Origin of the sequence: Streptomyces sp. NPDC049585 (genome assembly GCF_040675615.1) — a bacterium.
Taxonomy (GTDB): Bacteria; Actinomycetota; Actinomycetes; order Streptomycetales; family Streptomycetaceae; genus Streptomyces; species Streptomyces luteosporeus.
Map to the genome: position 1 here is coordinate 1 of NZ_JBFAPE010000030.1, position 16,368 is coordinate 16,368.

The window sequence follows — 16,368 nt, forward strand, 5'->3', positions numbered from 1 at the left end:
GTAGATGTCGCAATCCACACCGAGCCAGAAGGCCCTCACCCGTTCAAGCACCCAGCCCGCGTGTCACCAACGTCCCGGGACAACACACCTAGGGCCTGTCCGACGGGTCACGACCGATCACAGCACCCAGATCCGCAATGCACAGCGGAGCATGGCAGCGATACTGACGCCTGCCTCTCTTGGCCCTCCGAGCGATGCGAGCTGCCCATACGAGGGCATCCCACATTGCCCATGCACTCGGCATCACGGCGGCGTACCCAGGGTGGAGATTGCTCTGGGCGCACAGGGTGCCTGATTGCTCGGCACTCCCACACCGACACTGAGCCAGAAGCTGCCTTGGTCAGAAGTGCCATTGACTTTCGGTCGGGCAGACCATCGTCAACGTGTAATCAATTTCCTTCGACAGGCCACCTTCTAGCATCTTCTTCGCGTCGCTGACGGAGCGTTTCGTGCGGAACATCTCGGGGCTCACCGGGACCGAGAATGAAGCAAAGGTCGCGCCGCCATCTTTGATGTTCAACTTCACTTGATACCCACTGGATGATGCCGGGTCAACGCCGAAGTCCTTCTTCCCCGCTCCCTCGACATCAAAGTTGTCCATCGTCAACTCTGTCCAATCGCTGCAAAGGTCCCGAAATTTGCCTCGCACTTCGTTGATTGTGAGGTCAAAGGTAAAGGCGATGGGACTGCGTTGGACGATGTTGTATTGGGCGGTCTCGGCCATCGTGGCGATCTCGGCGGTGGCGAGATCCTTGAGGGTGTACGAGACGGGGACACAGTCCTCCATAAGGATGTCGTCACTGAAGTAGGTGTGCAGCTGATCGGTTCTGATCAGTTGGGCGATGTCCTTGTTCGGACCGCCTCGGGCGATGACGGTGACTTCGGCGGTGTCGAGGATGTTCTGGTACTCCATGGTTACGTTCCCCTCGACCTTGTTCGCCCCGCTGTCCCAGGACGCCTGGAGGGCAGCCCTGGCCTTGGTGACGTCGTGTGTGGTGTGGAAGCCGAAGATGAGGCTGCGCCCATAGGAGAGTGCCGACATGTACAGGGGCGGGTTCTTCTTGCCGATGTACACAGGATCGTAGGTGGCGAGTGCATCCCAGGTGAGATCTTTGGTGAACCAGTTTTGCGGCTTGCCGTGGTTGTCGCAGTTGACGGTGTATGAGCCCTGGATGAAGTAGGCATAGATGGTGTGGCGCTTGGAGTTCTTCTCCAAGCTGGCCTGGGCGCTGGCATTGACCGACAGATATTTGGCGGAGACGTTCATCTCCAAGAGTGCTGCCTCCATAGATGAGGCTTCGCTCATGTTGTACTGCACGCTGGTGTTGGGAGCCTTGTGCCCCTTCAAGGGCGATTTGCTTCCAAGCACTCAGATTCCGCACGTAAGTGTTCATGTCGGCCGGGTCAGTGCCCTTCTGGCCGGTCGGGATCGTGACGGAGGTGGCGCTGATGGTCTTACCGTCTGCAAGTGCGACGATTTTAAAGGAGGTGCAGGTTTGGGCAGCCGTAGCCGGCACGGTGTACGTGGGATTCTCCACTGTTCCCAGGGCGGTTGTGGCTCCGTCCGCGGCGATCCCGGAGATCTCGTAGCGGTCAGCCTTCACCGGTGCCCACCACGACAGTGCCACGCTGCCGTCGTCGAGGACGCGCACCGGCTCCTCGGGGAATGAGTGCTTGACGGTTTCCTGCTGCATGGACATGGTCCACTCCTTTCCGTGAGTTCCTAGAGTTCCTAACGAGCGCCATGACCTGCGAGAGATGGACTTACCCGGGCTGCTGGACTCCTCCTTCATAGACAGCTGAAAAATCCCACTCCAGAGGGACTCCCTTTACACCTGACAGGCCATTGCGTTGCGAGTGTCGCCCCTGGTGGCAGCTGTTTACGGGCCTTGCAGCGGCTAACGCAATGAAGGTGGATGGCTGCTGCTTGCCGTGTCAAGGACAGGAGTTGAGCGTTCGCTCCGTTGTGGGGACATCGCCGTGGATCGTGTCGGATGAGCTGGGGGACCGCTTGGAGCCGCTACTTCCGCAGCGTGAACGGCGCTTTCGGTACCCGGGCCGCAAGCGGCTGCCGGACCGGGAGGTGCTGTGCGGGATCTTGTACGTGCTGCACACCGGAACCCAGTGGGAGTACCTGCCCAGGGAGCTGGGCTTCGGCTCGGGCACGACCTGCTGGCGGCGGCTGTGGGACTGGAATGAGGCCGGCGTCCGGCAACGACTCCACGAAGTTCTGCTCGCAGAGCTGAACGCGGCCTCACGACTTGATCACCGACGGGCATGGCACACCGCTCACCGTCCTGCTGACCGGCGGCAACCGCAACGACGTCACCCAGCTGCTCCCGCTCCTCGATGCGATTCCATCAGTCCGAGGCCGCGTCGGCCCTCCTCGCCGCAAACCTGACGTGCTCTTCGCCGACCGCGGCTACGACCACGACGTCTACCGCGACCAGGTCCGCGAACGTGGCATCGTGCCCGCGATCGCCCGGCGCGGAACACGACACGGCACCGGACTGGGCACCTACCGGTGGGTGGTCGAACGGAGTTTCGCGTGGCTACACGGCTTCCGACGGCTACGGATCCGCTGGGAACGACGAGGCGACATCCACGAAGCGTTCCTCAAACTCGCCTGCTGCCTGATCACTCACCGACGACTCAGCTCGTTGTGTTAGCTGTTGTAAGCGGCTTATCTCGGTCAGGTTCCTGGGGTGTGACGTCGATCTGACCAACCCGGCTCGTTCACAATGACTCGCGCCTTCCCGGACGCGCCACGCCCACGAGTCGCTGGAAATCACCGACGACGGCGTTGACGCCGTCACGCCGGACGTTCCGCGCACAGAGCCGGGGAACGGGCCGGACTACGAGGCCGGGCCCGCCGGGGTCAGGAACGGATGAACGCGAGGATGTCCGGGTTGAGGACCTCCGAGTGCGTCGACAGCATCCCGTGCGGGTAGCCCTCGTAGGACTTGAGGATCCCGTTCTTCAGAAGCTTGACCGTCAGGGGTGCCGAGTCGTCGTACGGGACAACCTGGTCGTCGGTTCCGTGCGCGACGAGGACGGGCACCTCGATCTGCTTCAAGTCCTCGGTGAAGTCGGTCTCGGAGAACGCCGCAACGCACTCATAGTGCGCGATCGCAGCGCCCATCATGCCCTGGCGCCACCAGTTGTCGATCAAACCCTGCGACACCTGCGCGCCGGGACGGTTGAAGCCGTAGAACGGCCCCGAGGGAATATCAATGAACGACTGAGCCCGGTTGCCGGCAACGCCCTCACGGAAGCCGTCGAAGACCTCCATCGGCAGGCCGCCCGGGTTGGCCTCCGTCTTCAGCATCAGCGGCGGCACGGCGCCCACCAGGACCGCCTTTGAGACACGGCCGGGCTTAGCGCGGGCGACGTAGCGGGCGACCTCGCCGCCGCCGGTGGAGTGGCCGATGTGTACGGCGCCGCGCAGGTCGAGGGCGTCGGTCAGGGCGGTCACGTCCGCGGCGTAGGTGTCCATGTCGTGGCCGGTCGCGGTCTGGGTGGAGCGTCCGTGGCCACGGCGGTCGTGGGCGATGACTCGGTAGCCCTGCGCCAGGAAGAACAACATCTGATTGTCCCAGTCGTCGGCGCTCAGCGGCCACCCGTGGTGGAAGACGATCGGCTCCCCTTCCCGAGGACCCCAGTCCTTGTAGAAGATCGTGGTCCCGTCGTCGGTCGTGACTGTGCCCATAGCTGATCCTCCGCTCGTCCGGGCGCACCCCAGTCACGGAGGAATGGGTGGGGGGCGCGCGGGACCTTCACGCCCAGCGGGCGCGGTCCGGATGTATGGCCCACATTACGCCCTGCCGCGGCGGGCCACATCCGCAGCTTGCCGACGTCCGCCAAGCCTCAGATAGAGGCTGCCCGGGCACATCCACCTCATTGTGTTACACGCTGTTACTGCACTCCCGCTGGACACTGCTGGTCGGGGGCACCCGGGGTCGTCATGATTCTTCTGGTGAGACTGCTTTGAGTTCGCGGCGGCGGCCGGGTGGGATCTTGACTGAAAGTTGACCCGTCTCGTTTCTGCATCCTTGCGCACTACGTCTGAGGAGCAACTGTCCAGTCCTGAACTCGACGCTCCGAGCGCCGCCTGGTTCCTCGTCGCCGTCAGTCAGGACGACGGCACCCGTGTGCTCCTTCCGGCGAGCCGACGTGTGGCACTCGGCCATCTCGTCACAGGTGGTGGCCTGTCCAGAGGCTGGACGGCTGCCGTGACCGCTAAGGACTGTCCGGTGGTTCACGAGCGAAGCCACAGGCGAAGAGCAGCAACGGCCACCGTGCCGTGGAAGACATACGCCCTCTTGGCGAAGCGCGTGGCCACGGCGCGGAAGCCCTTGAGCGTTGATCGTTCGCTCGACTTCGTTGCGGCGCTTGTAGATGGTCTGGTCGAAGCCGGTGGGCCGGCCGCCCGCGCCACCGCGGCGCCGGCGGTTGTCCCGCTGATCCTTGCGCTCGGGAATGGTGTGCTTGATCTGCGGTTCAGCCGGTACCAGGAGGTCAACAGCAACGGCTGGGATGCGCTCATCGCCCTAGTAGTGCTTTGTTAGGTGGTGTCGTAGGGCTGCCAGGATGTGTCCGATGGGTCACCCACGATCTACCGGACTCGCCCAACCGCCACCGCTTCAGTGCCCGCAGCCGCGCGGGTGATCTCGTGCCAGTCCTGGTTCCGACCGGGTACGTCTTCAGCGCAAGGACGAGACCCCGACACGTCGGCGACGGAGAGGCAGTTCAACATGATCCAGGGGACTGTGAGGTTCTTCAACGAAGAGAAGAGCTACGGCATGATCGCGATCGAAGGCGGCCAGGATGCCTTCGTCCACTACACCGGGATCCAGGAGGACGAACAAACCTTGCGGGAGGGCCAGCGGGTCGAGTTCGATCTCACCGGGGGCAGAAGGGACCGCAAGCGGAGCATGTCAGGGTGCTGAGTTAGCCAGAGCCGGCCTGTCCCATGGGGCGCTCCGGCTTGCAACCCGTCGGACACTCCTTAGGCACGTGATCCGACGAGCTTGGCTCAGTCGGTGGAAACGGTGATGCAGGCGGATCGGTCCCAGCGGGAGCGGCGCCCGCGGCCCAGCTGGGGGGAGGAGGGCGCTGGCACGGGCGGCGGCGCTGTGGCCCTCCGCGGCGATCTGGCATGCGGCGGCACTTGCTTCAGCGGGTAGGGCGGCCGGCCGGCGCGTACATGACCAAGAAGTCATCCGCTTACAGATCAACATCCTTGTCTGGTCGACCCGTCGTTCCCTGCGGACAGAGGATCTGACAGCGTCTCAGTGCCGTAGCGGCCGCCACCCAAGGTGGACATTGGCCTTGGCCAGGTTCCAGCAGCGGCCTGAATCGTCACCGGCGACGTGGAAGACGTCGTAGCCGCACCGGTGGTCCAGCGCGGCCAGAACTGCCCGCGAGAGGTCGCTGGCCGAAACCGCCGGGATCGGTTGGCCGTCCACCGCCCGCTTCACTACTGGCGCGGCCCCGGGCAGCGCCCAGGCGGGCCACGCCTCGTCAGTGGTCGGCCACGCCAGGCGCAGCACGGTCACCGACATGTCCCAGCGGGCGGCAGCGGCCTGGCAGACCTGCTCGGCCAATCGTTTGGTCAGTCCGTAGAGGTCGGTGGCGTCGGCAGCTACCGACTCGTCCAGTTGGCGGTTTGTGAAGTCCTGGTAGACGGACAGGCTGCTGAGGTGCACGGCGTGGCGGATGCCGGCCTGGTGGGCTGCCTGCAGCGTCAGGTGGACCGAGGTGACGTTGACGTCGAACGTGCGGGTCGCGTACGCGAAGGCGTCCTCGCCGACAGGGGCCAGGGCCGCGTGCAGGACGGCGTCGATGCCACGCATGGCGCGGTGCAGCGCCGAAGGGTCGGTGGATGTGCCCGCCACGTGGTCCAGGTCTTCGTCGGGTGGGGGTGGGTCGAGCACGCGTACCTCATGCCGCGCGGCGAGGGCCGGCATGACGAGGCTGGCGACGTACCCGGAGCCCCCGATCACCAGGATGCGCATGCGGCGAAGGTAGCAGGGCCAGCGGGGGCCGAGGCCCAGATCGAACGAGAGCTGCCTCGGGTCCGGCGGGCGATGCCCAGCAGGTGGTGCATTCGTCCCTCAGGTGTGTCGCCCGCAGGTCTTGCCTTCGCTGGGCATGGCTGTCGTAGGAAGGCCGTTGGGCGGGGCGAGGGGATGTCAGAGGTCGAAGACGCGGTGCTGGAGGCAGCCGATGAGGCGGCCGGTCTGCTGGGCCAGGCTGGTGCACCAGCGGATGCGACTGTGGCGGCGCAGGAGGTGGTGGGGGTGGGCAGCGAGCCAGGCCCATGCGGTGAGGCTGGCGCGGATGCCGGTGCGGGGCAGGCCGAAGAGGCGGAAGTCGCGGTAGAGGCGGGGACGTGCCCGGCCGTATCCGAAGCCTTGCCGAGCGGCGCTGAGCGCGTCGGGCCGGTAGCGGTAGTGGATGACGGCGGCCGGGACAAAGCCGATACTGAAACCGGCTAGTTGGGCACGCCATGAGAACTCGATGTCGTCTCCGCCGCGTCGGTAGGCGGGGTCGAAGCCGCCGAGGGCATGCCAGAGCTCCTTGCGGAAGCCGCAGTTGCCGCCCTTGACATAGGGCAGGAACCGGTGGTGGTTCTCCAGGGCGTGGGTGGCGGGTGGGCGACGCGCGGCCTGGGCGGCCTGGCCGTTGAGGAGGGCGGGGTCCATGGCGCCGCTCACGATGTCATAGCTGCACAGGCCGTCGGCCATGGCTTTGATCCAGCCCGGCGCGACGACGTCGTCCGCGTCGCAGAGCAGGATCACCTCGGCGCGAGCGGCTTGGCAGCCCGCGTTGCGGGCGCGGTTGACGCCCGGTTTCTCTAAGATCACCACGGTCAGGGCGGGCAGGCGCGGTACCCAGGCGCGAGCCAGCGCGGCGGTCTCGTCCCGGCAAGCGTTGGCGACGACAACGACCTCCCAGTCGAGGGCGCGGTCCTGGCCGGCCAGCGCCTCAAGCTGCGCTGGAAGAGTGACCTGGGCATTGCGCGCCGGGATCACTACGGACACGGCCGGCCGAAGGCCCCCGGTCGGTGCGGCCTGCGGGCTCGGCGTGGCCGCGCAGGCCCTGGCCCGGCGGACGGCGCCTGTCACAGTGCAGGCGGCCATGTCCGGGGCCACTGCCCGTAGGGCACGGCCGTATACCGTTTCGAGGGATAGCTGTGCCGCACCGCCAACGTCTTCTCCACGGCTGCATCGTCGTAGGGTGCGCCCAGGAAGGAGAACAGCTCCCTGAGCCGCTGCGTGCGGCCGATCACATCGCTGTAGTCGATCACGAAGCAGTCCACGTGATCCGCGGCATACCGCCTGAACGCGGCATCGGTTCGCGCCAGGGCTGCCCGGGAGCCGGCCGGGTCCTGCTGCCACCAGTCGCTGCGCACCACATCGTTGAGATCACGAGTGTTAAAGACCAGCGCCAGCCGGGGAAAAACCCGCACCAGGAAGTCCAGGTACTCGACCAGGTCCTCCTCCCCCAGATCCGTGTACCGGATCTCCTTGAACCCGTAGCAGCGCGCTGGCCATCCGGCATCCCGCGCTCCGATCAGTTGCCTGCGCACCAGACCCCTGACGTCCCGCAGGAAGACCTCCTCGCTCCAGTGGGTCCCGAACCACGGCGCCTCCACCCGCGGCGACGCCCGCCTCACCGTGCCCACCAGACACTTGTAAGACTGGAAGAGGCCGTAACAGAAGTTGTAGTTCTCGCCCCGCACCTCACAGCCCTCGATGCCATTCAGCAGACCCTGCAACAGGGTCGAGCCGCTGCGCCCATAGGTGACGATGAGAAGCGACTCATAGTTCACCGCTCTGCCCTCCCTCCCATGGCCCGCCGGTTGCCGTCGAGCGTGCCCGCGGCCGCTGTGGAAGGCAACGACCTGCCACCTCCTTGGTTCCGGGCCGGTAGGCGATGGGGCTGACGGCCCTCAACAGGGCCGCACGGCCCGCTGGAAGAGTGTCGTGAGGACCGGGCCTGGTCTGAGGTGCCGGTGAACAGCAGATGGAGCCGGGATTCGAAGAAGGCCCGGTCACCGGCAGACACGCCCAGCAGGTGGCAGGCGGCCTTGGAGGACAGTGGCGCGCCGAAGGCGGAGACGAGGTCCGCGGGCGGGCCCTGTTCCTCGACGGCGTCGAGGAGGGCGTCGGTGATCTGCTGGATGCGCGGTCGCAGGGCGTTGGCGTGCTTGGCGGTGAAGGCGGAGACCAGTGAGCGGCGCTGGAGGGCGTGCGTGGTGGGGATGTGGCGCAGGGCCTCGAAACGCGGTCCAGGTGAGGGGAAGTCGGGGTGCTGGGAGTCATGGGACTTTCTGACGGCTAAGGGCTGTCCCGCAAAAGCTGGTGGGGCAGCCGCGACTCGGGCCCCGCGCCTGTGGCAGCCTGCCGTTATGCCAGCCGAGCTGCGAGAACATGCAGGACATCACTACGCCATTCAGTTCCACTACGCCTTGCCCGACGATGCCTGGGCTGTGGAGCTGAGCGAGGCTGTGCCGGCGCCAGCCGCGTGGGCCGAGAACCCCAGCACCGAGGGGTACCTGCCTGGAGCCGCCTTCTCGGTGGCGTTTGTCCCCGCCGAGGATCCGGACCTGGAACCGACCGTCCACATCCACAGCCATGATGAACACGCCATCCCCTACGAGATCATGCGCTGGTTCATGGAGCAGGTGGCTGAGCAGGTCAAACGCTGCCGCATCGCGTTCGAGCAAGACGGGCGGGAAGCAATGGAATGATCTTGCCGTGGCTGGTGTGATCACGGCATCGGAGCCGTCCTGGATAGCCCCGTTCAGCGGGCTGAGCCCGCGTGCGTTCGGGAAGCTGGTGACGGTTCTGCGGCGCGAGGGCGCGGATGCGGGCCGCAGGGGCCGACCGTGGAGCCTTCCGTTGGAGGACCGGGCACTGCTGGTGGCCGCATATTTGGCGCACGAACTTGACGATGCGGCAGCTCGCTCCGCTGTTCGGCGTCTCGAAGTCGGCGGCGGACCGCACTATCGACCACCTCGGGCCGATGCTCGCGCTCCAGCCCCGCAAGCGGTTCGCTAAGGGCAGCGTGCTCATCGTGGACGGCATGCTGGTTCCCACCCGCGACCACTCCGTAGCGGAGCAGTCGAAGAACTACCGGTACTCCACCGCCCATCAGGTCGTCATCGGCGCGGACACCCTTCTCGTCGTCGTGGTCGGCCGGCCTCTGCCGGGCCACCGGCACGAGTCCCGCGGCTGGGAGGAGTCCGGCGCCAAGACCGCCGTCGGCAGCACCATCACGATCGCCGACGGCGGCTACCAGGGCACTGGACTGGTCATCCCGCACCGAAGGGCGAAGGGGCAGGCCAAACTCCCGGACTGGAAGGAGAAACGCAACCGGTCCCTCAAGCAGGTCCGAGCACGCGTCGACCACGTCTTTGCCCGAATGAAGACCTGGAAGATCCTCCGTGACTGCCGTCTCAAAGGCGACGGCGTCCACCACGCCATGCTCGGCATCGCCCGGATGCACAACCTCGCCCTTGCGGGATAGCTCCTACCCTCGCGAGGGGCCTATACGTCCCACCACCAGGAGATCGAGGGGATCGGCAAGGGAGCGTTGCCCGGTTCGATGGCGTCGTAGGAGAGTTCGACCCGGCCGAGTTCCCCGTCCAGGCCGTAGCGTTGTGATGTTGTCTCCCAAGCAATGCATCCGCCGACGAAGGCATCGCAGCACTCGACGAAGGCAACCGTGGATTCATCCTCACCGCGCAGTCGACGACCGAGCTCGAGGTAGCGGTGCAGGAGCTGGTTGCGCATGCCCATAGCCTTGTCCATTGCTTGTGCAAGGGGGAGTTGCTCGCGCCGACGCAGGATTTCCACCAGGCCGACCCTCCAGCGTTCCTGCTTCAGCTCCTTTGGGTATGACAGGATGTCGTTGTCCCAGCCCATAAGGAGCAGAGCCATTTCGGAGAGAGCGCGGAGCTGCGGACGGTGGCGGGAGTCACCGACCCTGGCTCCGTAGGAGATTTCCGACAGGGGGTGCATCAACGGCCGGCACCCGGGAGTCTCTATACGCACTGGGCAGAAGTCATCGAGGGTCGGAACTTCGTTGCGGGAGCGCCAGTACGCCTCCTGCACTGAAGCGAGAAAGAAGGCCCTGATCCCATCGCGCCACAACTGCTGTTGGGCAGGAGACGCGAACGCTTCGAGCCTCCGGACCACATCGCGTAGCGCGTCAGCCAGCGGATCACCCGGCAGCAGATCCTCCTGCCGAGGGCATTCGGCCACCCGCATCAATTGACCCAAGACGATGGAGAGTTTGCCCGGATTGGTGCTCGTATCGGTGTTCTCGCAGTAGCCATCGTCCACGAAGAACAGCCAGACACCCAGGTCCGCCCAGGACCGGGCCACCTCAACGGTTCCTGTGTCGCAAGCGTAGGCCGCCAATAGTGCCGTGCGGGTCCGGATCAGCTTGTCCCGCAGGGCGGTGTTCTCGCCGCCAAGGTTGAATGCCTTGATCCATTCTTCATGGCCGCGCTCAATCTCCTCGCATGCCGGGTGCAGGCGAGGCGCGAACGGCATAAAGAACGGCGGAATCTCGATTGCCGTGGCAGTCACATGTACCTCCCGGATCGGGGCACCGGAGACCTGTAACGCCGTCATGCGTCAAGAGGTCTCAGCGCCAGACTCCAAAAGACACCCCTCGAACGAAGCAGGCTACTGGCAACCCCACAGTGATGCGTGAACGCGTTGAACGCTTGAGACATTTTAACACCTGGGCGTCGGCAGACTTCAGATCGTCAGCGGTCACCTGGCCCATGCCCAACCGGCATCACGCCAGGGACCCGAGTTACGGGACAACCCTTAGCCAAGAAGGCCAGAGCTTCGTTCTCGGTTCCAATGTGGAACGGGAGGCCGCCAAGTAGGCGAGCAAGGGTGCGAGCCGTCTCGGGGGTTGTGGGGCGCGCGATCCAGTTCACGATTTGAGCCAGCAGCCTGCCTCGCGCGTAAGGGCCAGGTTGTAGACCCTCCATACGGGGTGCCAGCACTCCCGTGACCGGTATCGACGACAACCGTGCCGTGGGTGGTAGATCCAGCACAGGGCCGCTGCCAGCTTGGTATGCCAGGCGCACGAGGGGGTCCGGACATACCTGCCAGCCCACCCGTGCCAGTGGGGAACGGCGCTTGACCAGATGCGACATCCAATGACGGGGAATAGTAATGCCCGCCCCTCTTCGTGCGCGAGCGCCCCGCATTGGACCACAACCTTGCCAGCCGCCGGAACCAGCGGGTGAAACCCTGCCACGATGCGATCCAATACCGGGCGCGCCTCCTGGGCGTTGCGGGTACGGGCCACCAACTCGCCGCCGCGGAAAAGGAGAAACAGCTTTTGTGGCCGTTCCAGAAGCAACGTGACCGGCACATAGCCTCTCTGGTCCGAATGCCCCTTGTCAGCGCCTTCGGCTACATCTGCCGCTACAGCGATGGCGTCCTGGCCCCGTGCGGCGATACCCACCGATCGTTCTCGGGACCAGGCCGTCATCAAGGCGTCTACGGGAGCTGCGCCAACCTTGACCGAACAGGAGGTGGGTAGCTCGCTGACCACCCTGTCGGGAACTCCGCCACTCAACTCAATAAGCGTTGCAGTGACGTGGTCGAAACCCTGTAGCACAACTGCTGTGCCGTCCGGGCCGATGTGGACCGCCGTCGGCGTCCCCAACTGTTCTACGCTTGCGTAGGTCGCCAGCAGGTTCTTCACCAAGCGCGGCTCGAGCCGCATCCCGAGCACTTCGGCCCGGCCGTCCTCCATCAACAGGATGGAAGCACCCATGCTCTCCAAGACAGCGCGGTTGGCCGACAAGTCGGTCTGCAACTGGACGCAGTACGGACACGTTGCGGACATGGCCACGACCAGGACCGCGTGAGGTACTGCGACAGGTTCCGCTTGCTCCAGGTCGGCAGCATCCTGTCCGTGAGATGAATCGTCCGTGGTGCTGCGGGCCAGGGTGAGGCCAGCGGCTTCCCAGGAGTCAGCGCGTACCTGCCCAACATGCTTCGCAGATGCGGCTCCGTGCGAGCCCGTCCTACAACGAGCGGAGCAGCCCGCAGACGGGTCCGTCACCCACCCATCAGCCGAGTGAACAACGCTGCGGGTCAATACACCTAGGCCGTGTCCGGCGGATCGTGCGGTGCCCCGTAGGGGCGCGGGGCCCCTTGTCGATGTGCGGCTGCCGCCGCGTGGGCGCGACAAGCCACGACGTGCCCGCAGATGGGGTACACGCTTCGCCCCGGCGCGTCACCGGTGCTGCGGGCGCCATTCGAACAGCAGGATGGTCGCGTCGTCACGCAGCTTGTTGCGCTGGTAGTCGAGGATGGCGTGGATGAGCAGCCGCAGGACCTCCGCCGGGCGCTGGCCGGCGGAGGAGGAGCGGATGATGAAGTCGGTGAACCGGTCGAGCCCGAACTCCGCGCCGTCCGCGTCGCGGGCCTCCACGACACCGTCGGTGTACAGCAGGACGCAGTCGCCCGGTTCCAGTGTCGTCTCGTGGACCTCCCGGGTCGCCGGGGCGAGGTGGTCGGCCAGGCCGATCGGCGGTTGCGGGGGGCTGTCCAGCGCCCCGTGGAGCACCCGCTCGGAACGGATCAGCAGCGGTGGCGGATGACCGCAGTTCACCCAGCGCAGGACCCCGGTGACCGCGTCGAGTCGGCACAGCACCCCGGTGCAGAAGTGGTCGGGCAGCCACTCGGCGAGCGCCCGGTCGACGGCGTCGACGACGTCGGCCAGGTTGCCGCCGCCGCGGCGGGCGTTGCGTGCCGCCGCCATGGCGACCGACGTGGTCAGGCCGGAGGCCAGGTCGTGCCCCATGGAGTCGAGGATCATGGTGTGCAGCAGATCCTTGATCACCGCGTGGTCGAAGGCGTCGCCGGCAATCTCGTACGCCGGTTCCAGGACGGCGGTCGAGACGCATCTGCTGCTGCCGATGGTGTGGGAGGGCAGGAAGGCCCGCAGCATCTCGGCGGGCAACCGCATGGGCACCGTGCGGGCGCGGGCGGCGAGCCAGTCGCTGTAGGTGCGCTTGGACGTGACCAGCATGGCGAACAGGTAGGCCAGCATGCGGCTGCGACGCATCCGCACCCCGTTGAGCGCGGTGGTCCGCACCGCCAGCACGCCGAGCCGCTCCGCACCGTCGATCAGGGGCAGCCAGACGATGACGCCGGCGTCGGCGTCGTCCACGCGCGGGGAGAGCGTGCGGTACGCCCAGCCGGCCAGCGAGCGGTCCACCGGCAGCGACTCCATGGCCTCGTCGAGGGGGACGAGGAGCTCTTGTTGCAGGTCGACGAGGTAGATCAGCGCGGAGTCCAGACCGAGGGCCATGGCGCACCGGTCCGCCAGGCCCGGCAGCTCGAACGGCAGGGCCGTCTGCGCCTCGACGATCAGCTCCTCCAGCTGGTTCTCGTCGGGGGCGGCGTCGGGACCGGCGGACGCGCGCAAGGGCTCCGGCACGGGGATCACCCCTTCCGTACCCAGTCTCACACCGATCCCGACCTCTCTCACGTCGGGAACCGCGCACGGCCGCCGGCCGCCGGCCGCCGGTCGCCGAGCGGTCAGGACTCGTACCAGACGACTCCCTCGCCGCCGTCATGGCCGATGGTCTTCGTCATGACGTTGCCGTCCTGCCAGTACTTCGGGTGCTGGGCGAAGAAGCCGAGGAGGGACGTCACGGCCGTCGCGTCGCACACCCCGTCGGTGCGGATGCAGAAGCGCTGCACCGGGATGCCGTCGAACTTCTCCGGGCCGGCGCCGGGGGACGTGAAGCCCAGGGCGCTCCAGCCCTTGGGCAGCTTCGCCCAGATGCCGGTGCCCGGCTGCATCGGGTCGGCGTAGAGCTTGCCGTCGACCAGCGAGCGGGGGATGCCGGTGCCGCCGCCGGCTATCGTCTGGAGCACCATGTCGGCCACCTGCGCGCCCTGGGAGTAGCCGACGAGGGTCAGACGGGCGTTCGGGTCGCGGCGATGGGTGTCCTCGGCGGCGGCCAGCAGATTGCGGTAGCCCTCGCGGACGCTGGCGTCGAAGGTCGGCGCGCTCGGGTCCGGGTACTGGTTGCGGCCGTTGAGCCAGGGGCCGGCGCTCGCCGGATAGCACACCGGCACCGCAATGCCGCCGTCGAGGTGCTTGTTGGCGAACTGGTAGCTGCGGGTGCAGTCGGGTGCCGGCGCCCCCGAGCCCGTACCGCCCACCTCCAGGTAGTAGTGGTGCACCGGATCCGCGTGGGCGACGGCCGGTGCGGCGGCCGCTGTCATGACGGTTGCCGCCCCGGCAATGATCGCCTTGCGCCATCTGCGGGTCAGGGCCCGGAACAGGGACATCGCTGCGCTCCTCCTGCTGCTGTTGCTGCGGTTGAGATGACACGGAACTGATGACACGGAACTGACGACACAGAACTGCTGTGAAGCGCTTCGACGTTAGGAGCGGGTGGTGACATCGCGATGAAATGGCCGGAGTGGGGCCATGAGTTCAGCGCCGGCCGTCCCGCCCGAGGCGCTCGACGAGCGCGCGCAGGACGAAGAGGTTCGGGGTCCGGGACAGGTCGGCGTCCAGCTCGTGCGAGGTTGCGTCGTGCGAGGTTGCGTCGACGGTGTCGAGTACGAGGGCGCCCTGCCGGATCCGCAGGTCGCGGACCTGCGGCCACCGTGCGCGCACCTTCCCGCACCCGATCTCCTCGCGGGTGAGCCGGATGCCGCCGAAGGCCAGGCGCTCGCCCCTGCCGAGTGCAGCCAGCGCCCGGGGGAGTTGGGCGCGGGTGACGCCCCGCTCGATCTCGGCCCACCATTGCGACGCGTCGTCCTGCCCCGGTCCGTCACGCAGCACGATCCGCTCGCCGTCGACGCCGGTGAGCGCGTGCGAGGCGGCCCCCGTCCGGAACACCGACGTGGTGTCGTAGCGGACGACATGGATGAGGCCTTTGGCGGCGGCCGTCATCCCGTTCTCGTACAGGTCCAGTCGCGCCTCGTCGCGCACGTCGGCGGCAGAGGAGCCGAGGTGCCGGGCGAGGGTCAGGAGCACGCCGATCCCCTGGTCCCACAAGCCCTTCGGTGACGCGGGGCGGACCACCCCCGTGCAGGTGCCGCGCCGCTTGCCGAGGTGTTCGCGGCCGGCCGCCGCCGTGATCCTCGCCAGCAGCAGCTCCTCGGCGCGCGTGGGCGGTACCGGACCGGTCACCGCGGGGTTCCGGTCAGGTCGAGGCGGACGTCGTCCCCGCGCAGGATCGTGCGGTGCGTCTGCCGCAGCAACGGGCCCGGCGAGACTCCCAGCTCGTCGGCCAGCCGGCGGCGGGTACGGTCGAAGACGCTCAGCGCGTCGGCCTGCCGGCCGTCGAGGTACAGCGCGCGCATCAGCATCGCGGCGACCGGTTCGTTCAGGGGCTGCGCCACGGCCAGCGCCGACAGCTCGGCGATGGCCTCGGAGTGCTGCCCCAGCCGCAGCTGCCAGTCGAGCTTGCGCTGGACGAGGACGACCCTGCGCTCGGTCAGCCGCAGCCGCTCCAGCTCGGCGAACGGCCCCGGCTGGCCGGCCAGGGGCTCCCCGCGGAACAGCTCCAGCGCCCGGGCGCAGGAGCGGACCGCCGCCGTCAGGTCGCCCGCGCGCTCGGCGGCGCCGGCCGCGGTGACCAGTTCCTCCATACGGGCCACGTCCACGGCGACCGCACCGGGCAGCAGCCGGTAGCCGCTGCGGTCACGTGCGATCACCGCATCCGGGCCGCCTGCCGGGTGCAGGGCCTTGCGCAGCCGGTAGACGTACACCGGCACCACGTTCGTGTTCGGCGGCTCCTGCCCCCACACCCCGTCGAGCAGCTCCTGCCGGCTGACCGTCCGGCCCTGGCACAGGACCAGCGCCGCCAGGACGGCCTGCTGGCGCAGGTGCCCCAGGTCCAGGGGCTGCCCGTCGCGCCACGCCCGCAGCGGGCCGAGCACCGAGACCCGTAACCGCGGCCCGGGCCCGTGGTGGCCGGCGGGTGCGGGCTGCGGGTTCGCCGGCTGTCTGCGGGGGCCGCGGCCGGGGGCCACCAGACCGATATCGAACGCGTGGACGATGGCGGCGGCCCGGTCGCGCAGCCCCAGCACGGCGAGGATCCGCGCGAGGTGCCCGGCCACGGCGTCCTCGTCGAGGGCGAGGGCGGCGGCGATCTCGTCGTCCCGCAGACCGCAACCGACCGCGTAGAGGACGTCGCGCTCCTGGCGTCCGAGTGCGGTGGTCTGGGTGATCGGCATCGTGGCTCCCCGGCTTCGGGCCGCTTCCCGCGGCGGATGCCGTCGACGTTCGTTCCGTGTCCGCGGAACGGACAGGCCATACGACCGGCCGTTTGCGGCCGGTGGCCGCGCT

General features: G+C 67.3%; 13 protein-coding genes and 4 pseudogenes. 5 read left to right on the forward strand and 12 right to left on the reverse strand.

Annotated elements, in window-relative coordinates; all coding sequences use genetic code 11:
* Positions 1-340: 340 nt before the first annotated feature.
* Complete coding sequence (locus tag AB0K17_RS24870; protein ID WP_365970097.1) at positions 341-1,369, reverse strand: thiol-activated cytolysin family protein; 1,029 nt, start codon at positions 1,367-1,369, stop codon at positions 341-343.
* 558 nt (positions 1,370-1,927) lie between these two features.
* On the opposite strand from AB0K17_RS24870, the pseudogene AB0K17_RS24875 reads away from it, so the two are divergent.
* Positions 1,928-2,669, forward strand: a pseudogene (locus tag AB0K17_RS24875) (IS5 family transposase).
* A gap of 209 nt (positions 2,670-2,878) precedes the next feature.
* On the opposite strand, the gene AB0K17_RS24880 reads toward AB0K17_RS24875, so the two are convergent.
* Both AB0K17_RS24880 and AB0K17_RS24885 read right to left on the reverse strand, forming a co-directional pair.
* On the reverse strand, positions 2,879-3,709 hold the full coding sequence (locus AB0K17_RS24880; RefSeq protein ID WP_365970098.1) for an alpha/beta hydrolase: 831 nt from the start codon (positions 3,707-3,709) through the stop codon (positions 2,879-2,881).
* 549 nt (positions 3,710-4,258) lie between these two features.
* Positions 4,259-4,496, reverse strand: a pseudogene (locus AB0K17_RS24885) (transposase); the annotation flags it as partial.
* A 258-nt stretch (positions 4,497-4,754) separates the two neighbouring features.
* On the opposite strand from AB0K17_RS24885, the pseudogene AB0K17_RS24890 reads away from it, so the two are divergent.
* Positions 4,755-4,954: pseudogene (locus AB0K17_RS24890) on the forward strand (cold shock domain-containing protein).
* Positions 4,955-5,291: 337 nt separating this feature from the next.
* On the opposite strand, the gene AB0K17_RS24895 reads toward AB0K17_RS24890, so the two are convergent.
* The 3 genes from AB0K17_RS24895 to AB0K17_RS24905 form a co-directional block, all read right to left on the reverse strand.
* Positions 5,292-6,017, reverse strand: a complete 726-nt coding sequence (locus tag AB0K17_RS24895; RefSeq protein WP_365984298.1) for an NAD(P)-dependent oxidoreductase — start codon at positions 6,015-6,017, stop codon at positions 5,292-5,294.
* Between the two features lie 177 nt (positions 6,018-6,194).
* A complete protein-coding gene (locus tag AB0K17_RS24900) occupies positions 6,195-7,046 on the reverse strand; it encodes a glycosyltransferase family 2 protein (RefSeq protein WP_365970100.1) in 852 nt (283 codons plus the stop codon).
* Positions 7,047-7,126: 80 nt separating this feature from the next.
* Positions 7,127-7,837: a sulfotransferase gene (locus AB0K17_RS24905; protein WP_365970101.1), complete on the reverse strand. Its 711-nt coding sequence runs from the start codon at positions 7,835-7,837 to the stop codon at positions 7,127-7,129.
* Positions 7,838-8,031: 194 nt separating this feature from the next.
* On the opposite strand from AB0K17_RS24905, the gene AB0K17_RS24910 reads away from it, so the two are divergent.
* The 3 genes and pseudogenes from AB0K17_RS24910 to AB0K17_RS24920 all read left to right on the forward strand — a co-directional run bounded on the left by AB0K17_RS24910 (position 8,032) and on the right by AB0K17_RS24920 (position 9,537).
* The gene (locus tag AB0K17_RS24910) at positions 8,032-8,241 is read left to right on the forward strand and encodes a hypothetical protein (RefSeq protein ID WP_365970102.1); all 210 of its coding nucleotides are present in this window, start codon (positions 8,032-8,034) and stop codon (positions 8,239-8,241) included.
* A gap of 175 nt (positions 8,242-8,416) precedes the next feature.
* Positions 8,417-8,758: a hypothetical protein gene (locus tag AB0K17_RS24915; RefSeq protein WP_365970103.1), complete on the forward strand. Its 342-nt coding sequence runs from the start codon at positions 8,417-8,419 to the stop codon at positions 8,756-8,758.
* 7 nt (positions 8,759-8,765) lie between these two features.
* Positions 8,766-9,537: pseudogene (locus AB0K17_RS24920) on the forward strand (transposase).
* A gap of 20 nt (positions 9,538-9,557) precedes the next feature.
* Here the strand turns inward: AB0K17_RS24920 and AB0K17_RS24925 are convergent.
* From AB0K17_RS24925 to AB0K17_RS24950, 6 genes are all read right to left on the reverse strand, one after another.
* Entirely contained in the window at positions 9,558-10,604 is a 1,047-nt protein-coding gene (locus tag AB0K17_RS24925) for a terpene synthase family protein (protein WP_365970104.1), read from the reverse strand.
* A gap of 358 nt (positions 10,605-10,962) precedes the next feature.
* Positions 10,963-11,817, reverse strand: a complete 855-nt coding sequence (locus AB0K17_RS24930; protein ID WP_365970105.1) for a hypothetical protein — start codon at positions 11,815-11,817, stop codon at positions 10,963-10,965.
* A gap of 465 nt (positions 11,818-12,282) precedes the next feature.
* Positions 12,283-13,491 (reverse strand): PP2C family protein-serine/threonine phosphatase, encoded by a 1,209-nt coding sequence (locus AB0K17_RS24935; RefSeq protein ID WP_365984299.1) that lies wholly within the window; start codon positions 13,489-13,491, stop codon positions 12,283-12,285.
* Between the two features lie 101 nt (positions 13,492-13,592).
* Positions 13,593-14,354 (reverse strand): PE-PPE domain-containing protein, encoded by a 762-nt coding sequence (locus AB0K17_RS24940; protein WP_365970125.1) that lies wholly within the window; start codon positions 14,352-14,354, stop codon positions 13,593-13,595.
* A 148-nt stretch (positions 14,355-14,502) separates the two neighbouring features.
* Positions 14,503-15,207, reverse strand: a complete 705-nt coding sequence (locus tag AB0K17_RS24945) for a DUF6585 family protein (protein WP_365984300.1) — start codon at positions 15,205-15,207, stop codon at positions 14,503-14,505.
* Positions 15,204-16,256, reverse strand: coding sequence for a BTAD domain-containing putative transcriptional regulator (locus AB0K17_RS24950; RefSeq protein WP_365984301.1), 1,053 nt, complete (start codon positions 16,254-16,256; stop codon positions 15,204-15,206). The genes AB0K17_RS24945 and AB0K17_RS24950 overlap by 4 nt, the downstream gene beginning before the upstream one ends.
* Positions 16,257-16,368 lie beyond the last annotated feature (112 nt).

Bases quoted from the DNA above. Each gene is read 5' to 3' on its own strand.
- AB0K17_RS24880 (WP_365970098.1), bottom strand. From the start codon at position 3,709: ATGGGCACAGTCACGACCGACGACGGGACCACGATCTTCTACAAGGAC.
- AB0K17_RS24895 (WP_365984298.1), bottom strand. From the start codon at position 6,017: ATGCGCATCCTGGTGATCGGGGGCTCCGGGTACGTCGCCAGCCTCGTC.
- AB0K17_RS24910 (WP_365970102.1), top strand. From the start codon at position 8,032: ATGGAGCCGGGATTCGAAGAAGGCCCGGTCACCGGCAGACACGCCCAG.
- AB0K17_RS24915 (WP_365970103.1), top strand. From the start codon at position 8,417: ATGCCAGCCGAGCTGCGAGAACATGCAGGACATCACTACGCCATTCAG.
- AB0K17_RS24930 (WP_365970105.1), bottom strand. From the start codon at position 11,817: ATGGGTGCTTCCATCCTGTTGATGGAGGACGGCCGGGCCGAAGTGCTC.
- AB0K17_RS24940 (WP_365970125.1), bottom strand. From the start codon at position 14,354: ATGTCCCTGTTCCGGGCCCTGACCCGCAGATGGCGCAAGGCGATCATT.
- AB0K17_RS24950 (WP_365984301.1), bottom strand. From the start codon at position 16,256: ATGCCGATCACCCAGACCACCGCACTCGGACGCCAGGAGCGCGACGTC.